Here is a 4,355-nt window from a genome sequence, read left to right as displayed (position 1 = left end):
GGATGAAGCCACGCTGCCGACAGGCAATATCGATTACTACCTGAACAAGCAGGAAATGCTGGATAAGCTGTCTCAACTTGCCAGTTGTGGTCGGCAGGGTGCTGGCTCAAAAGCTTGTCAACAAATGAACCAGTCTAACTGGCTTGACCATACCCGGAATGTCGAGCTTCAGGCCGCCTGTCAGGATATGAGCAGCCCCGGCTGTCTCACACAAATTTCGAAGGCGCAGGCGGCCCTGGAGTCCTATGAAGACAAGGCATCGCCCTGGGATGACACCCGTTTAGGGGATATGCAGGGAAGGATCCAGGTAACGCTGGATGATCCGTCTGGCAGAGAGCGTCAGGCGCAGGAAGAGCAATTTTATGATGTGTTTAACGGCATTGTTGATTTAACAATTGCCGGTGATGTGAAAGCTTTTTATGAAGCTGAGAGTGAACTGGACTACGTATTAGCGACAGTTGGCGTGATACCCGGCGGAGAAATTGCCGGAAGTTTGATCAGAAAAGCTGTCTCTTCCTTAAAAGCGGGTCGGGTTGATGAAGCACAAAAGCTGCTGGTCAAAGCGCAGGAGCACCTGAAGCATGCAGATGCAGACTTTGATGATTTGCCCTCATCGAATCAACTGGCTTTAACGGAGAAAGCATCGTCACATCCCCCTGAACTGCCACATTCGGGTAAGCAGGATGGGGATGCTGTTACGCCTCATGAAAAGCCATCAACACCGGAAGCTGAGAGTACGCTGGCGAAGAATGATGCTCAAGGTAGTGATATTGGGGGGGATGATGGTAGGATGCAGGGTGAGGATGTTGCCCCAAAGGGAACACTCTCGAAAGCAGAGGCAACCAGCGCAGGTTTGCCGGAACTGCCTAATGGTTATCATTACCGTACTGTTGGTAGCGAAACGCAGGTTGTCAGAAATTCCGGGCAGGCAGGAAAATTGCCGCCAATGCATCTGGAAAATGGGAAGCTGATACCGGGGTCAAAACCGAGTGTTGTAAGGAATACGGCTACACGCTCTGCTTTCCTTAAAGACTTGGCAAATAGTGATAAGGTTCCGTCAAATATCAAGCCTTGGCTCGAACAGGGCAAGGTACCCCCCGGATATACCGTCCATCACAAAAAGGCCCTGTTCGATGGTGGTACGGATTCAGTGGATAATATGGTTCTGCAAGGTGTTGATCTCCATAAAAACACGCACAAGTTCTATAGACCCGGTGGGAAGGTTCCGAGCATAAATCCCTCTCAAACTAACCCTTATTAATTAGGTGTGGGTATGAAACACGATAAAGCGACAATTCAGTGGTTAAATTTGCTTCATTCGTCTCCGAGTTTTGTAATTAAAGTGGGTGAACAAAACGAAAGCCCTAGTGTTTTACCTGTGCGGTCGGTGCCCAAGGATGATGGCGAGTATTGGGTTGCGGGGGAAACTGAACTGAGGAATGGGTATAAAATTCCGTCTGTTTTTCGAGTGGATACGGACACCGGCGGAAATCTGTTGGGGGTCTATTGGAAAATTCAAAATGAGTGGTGGGATTTTCAAGATAAGCCAAGCGTTTTAGAAGCTCTGGCTTTGACCGAAGAGGATGTTTTTCCGTTTGATTGGACGTATTCAGTTTCTTTGGATGAGGATATTTTCCACTCGTGAAAATCACTCTGCTTTTGATTTCCCCACGTCTTCCCCCTGGCACCCTTCCATCCTGATTGCACAATTAAGTTACCAGGACAGGCACTTCAGTGGCGGCTTTTTGACCGCCAATCCCCCCGCATACCTCAAAAACACTTAACCTCAGCCCACAACCTTCACCTCCGGTGGTACGGCGGACATTAACGTCGGCGGGAACACCGATATTACCGGCGCGGTGGTCGCCACCGTTGATGAAAACGGCAACGACCTCGGCAATCTGGCACTGACGACCGGCAGCCTGACTTTCCGCGATCTGAAGAGCACCGATTACCGTCAGGACATGTCCGGGGGCATCACGTCTAGTACAGGCGTGAACGCAGGTGAGATTGACTCGACTTACAACAGCACCACACTGCGGTACCTAAACACCTCCTCTTACAGCAAAGACAAAACGCTCGCGACCCTGGGACAGGGTGAGATCAGCATTGCAGACGACAGCGATCTCACCGCCCTGAATCGCGACACTCAAAACACCAGCCGGGATCTGTTCGACGTCGACCGCCAGCAAGGCAACGTGGATATCACCCTCGACCATCGCCTGCTGACGAAAGACGGGTGGAAGGAGATTCAGGAGGATGCTGAAACAGTTAATGAGGTTATAGGAAATGTTGCGAATACTATTGGTTTGAACCATGTCACTCAATATTTATACGATATTGATGATCCGTTTATTTCAGCCTTGATGCGGGATAATGCCGAGAAAACACTGGATACCTTAATCGAGCAAGGTGTTGATCCTAAAGTTGCTAAAGCACTTCTGACGAACCCTGAATTTTATAATACGGTTGGTTCGATATTAACGAATGGTGAGTTGGTTGAAGCTGGGGAAGGTTTAGAGGTTCAACGTTTTTTAAATAAACCTGGTGAAGAATTAGATCTTTTACTTACCTCAGAGCGTACATCATTCCAAAAAGTACTTTTAGGTTTTGATGAAGCGCAGGATTTTGTTTCAGATTTGCCTGTAGAGCAAGCAGAAGCAGCAATGCTTGCGATGAGTCTGCTTACTGGTGGGGTTGTTAAGACAGCGATTGATCTAGCAAAAGATGCGGTTGTTGATACAGCGATTGGGGATGAAATTCGTGAGTTCCAGCATGACGTAGCTAAGGAAATCGCTTCATCCGCGAATCATCTAGACATAAATTCATATGAATTTATGCTGGATTATGAGAATGGAGAAGGCTTTTCAACTTCGTTACAAGAAGGTGCAGAGTTCGGTCTTGCCGTATTTGGTGTTGGCGTCGGACTCGGTGTTGCTGGGAAATCCGGACTAGGTGATCAAGGCGACAGACCAGATTTGGTTCATTCTGAAAAGCAGGATATTGATGGTTTGGATGGTATTTATGTGGAGGAAAGTGGTAGTTCTCTTGCAACAGGAGGAATATTTTCTCCATCTCAACCGATTGATTCAAGTGGTGAACTGATCCGTAGAAAAAATGATCGTGGCAGTATTCAAATACAACCTAATGGTTCGGTTACTTGTGGACAGCATTCGTGCGGGATGGTTTTAAATACTAAGGGAGATCCTGTCGTAGTGGAAGATCTTATTCGTACTCATCCTGTTACAAGTTCCGCAGGGACAACAATGCCTGATTTACAACGGTTATTGAAAGATAATGGGGTTAGTTCAGTTGTAAGGACTAGAAGAAAAGTTTCTGATTTACAGAAGATGACATCAAATGGACGACCAAGTATTGTGATGGTACGTAGTGGCCCAAGTACTAATCATTTTGTTGTTGTGGATGGTGTGACAACAAGAGGAGGCCAACGGGTTGTAGCTATACGTGATCCTGCGGGCAAACCAAATGGCGGTGTCTATTATGAAAGTGTGGAATCTTTTGAAAATCGCTTTACAGGAAATGTGATACAAATACGAGAGTGAAAATGAAAGAATGTACGTTAGAAATTCCTATTAATGAAGAGTCTGTTATTTTACTGAATAGGGATGGAGTTGTTTTATTTGAAGGTGATGAAGTTCAAGCGAGCAGAATTTCCAATATTATTCCACCAGTTGCAGGGGGGTGCACTCACCGTCATTTGTTATCTGGATTGTACGAGCAAGAAAATGATTCAATTGTTGTTAAGATTCAAGATGGGTTCGAATTAAATAGCGTTGTTGAAGTAGAGATAGTTGATTGTATTATTAAAAGAGTATCAGTTTGTTGGCCTTGAACATCCTAAATTGAGGGGGTTCATAGTTCTGTGTCAACCTAAGTCACAGAACCACATATTGATCGCCCCTGTCCGGGAAGTGGATGCTCAGCAGGGATAGCGCTAGGTTCCAGTTCTGCATCGGGTACGTCCACCTATCGGAGGCTTTCAATATTCACGTATAGTGCAGCTTCAGCAAATTGGTTTCGTTGGCGAAGCCGCCCTTGGTTTTAGTCCGTTTGCGGGAATGGTGATGCACTGTCTCGACTGCATTAAGAAGTTGCAAGGACAGACACTTCAGTGGCGGGCTTTTGACCGCCAATCCCCCCATACATACCTCAAAAGCACCTAAAGTCAGCCTACGACCTTAACCTCCGGCGGTACGGCGGACATCAACGTCGCCGGCGCGGTGATCGCCACCGTTGATGAAGACGGCAGCGACCTCGGCCATCTGGCCCTGACCACCGTCAGGACATGTCCGGGGGGCTGACGTCCAGCGTGGGTCTGTCAGGTAGTATCGATT

At 47.3% G+C, this 4,355-nt stretch carries 4 protein-coding genes and 1 pseudogene; 4 read left to right on the top strand and 1 reads right to left on the bottom strand.

Annotated features, from left to right (window positions below):
- From SPK40_RS22875 to SPK40_RS22860, 4 genes are all read left to right on the top strand, one after another.
- Positions 1-1,261: HNH endonuclease signature motif containing protein (locus tag SPK40_RS22875; protein ID WP_330962008.1), on the top strand; the 1,261-nt coding region annotated here is incomplete at its 5' end.
- 12 nt (positions 1,262-1,273) lie between these two features.
- The gene (locus tag SPK40_RS22870; RefSeq protein ID WP_330962007.1) at positions 1,274-1,645 is read left to right on the top strand and encodes a hypothetical protein; all 372 of its coding nucleotides are present in this window, start codon (positions 1,274-1,276) and stop codon (positions 1,643-1,645) included.
- Positions 1,646-1,859: 214 nt separating this feature from the next.
- The gene (locus tag SPK40_RS22865; RefSeq protein ID WP_330962006.1) at positions 1,860-3,563 is read left to right on the top strand and encodes a cysteine peptidase family C39 domain-containing protein; all 1,704 of its coding nucleotides are present in this window, start codon (positions 1,860-1,862) and stop codon (positions 3,561-3,563) included.
- Between the two features lie 2 nt (positions 3,564-3,565).
- Positions 3,566-3,853: a hypothetical protein gene (locus tag SPK40_RS22860; RefSeq protein WP_330962005.1), complete on the top strand. Its 288-nt coding sequence runs from the start codon at positions 3,566-3,568 to the stop codon at positions 3,851-3,853.
- Between the two features lie 43 nt (positions 3,854-3,896).
- Here the strand turns inward: SPK40_RS22860 and SPK40_RS22855 are convergent.
- A pseudogene (locus tag SPK40_RS22855) lies at positions 3,897-4,109 on the bottom strand (IS256 family transposase); the annotation flags it as partial.
- Between the last annotated feature and the right edge of the window lie 246 nt (positions 4,110-4,355).

The sequence above is a fragment of the Photobacterium sp. 53610 genome (genome assembly GCF_036409375.1).
Taxonomy (GTDB): domain Bacteria; phylum Pseudomonadota; class Gammaproteobacteria; order Enterobacterales; family Vibrionaceae; genus Photobacterium.
Note: the sequence above shows the minus strand (reverse complement) of the source record. Positions and strands in the feature narration are given on the sequence as shown.

Bases quoted from the DNA above. Each gene is read 5' to 3' on its own strand.
- SPK40_RS22860 (WP_330962005.1), top strand. From the start codon at position 3,566: ATGAAAGAATGTACGTTAGAAATTCCTATTAATGAAGAGTCTGTTATT.
- SPK40_RS22870 (WP_330962007.1), top strand. From the start codon at position 1,274: ATGAAACACGATAAAGCGACAATTCAGTGGTTAAATTTGCTTCATTCG.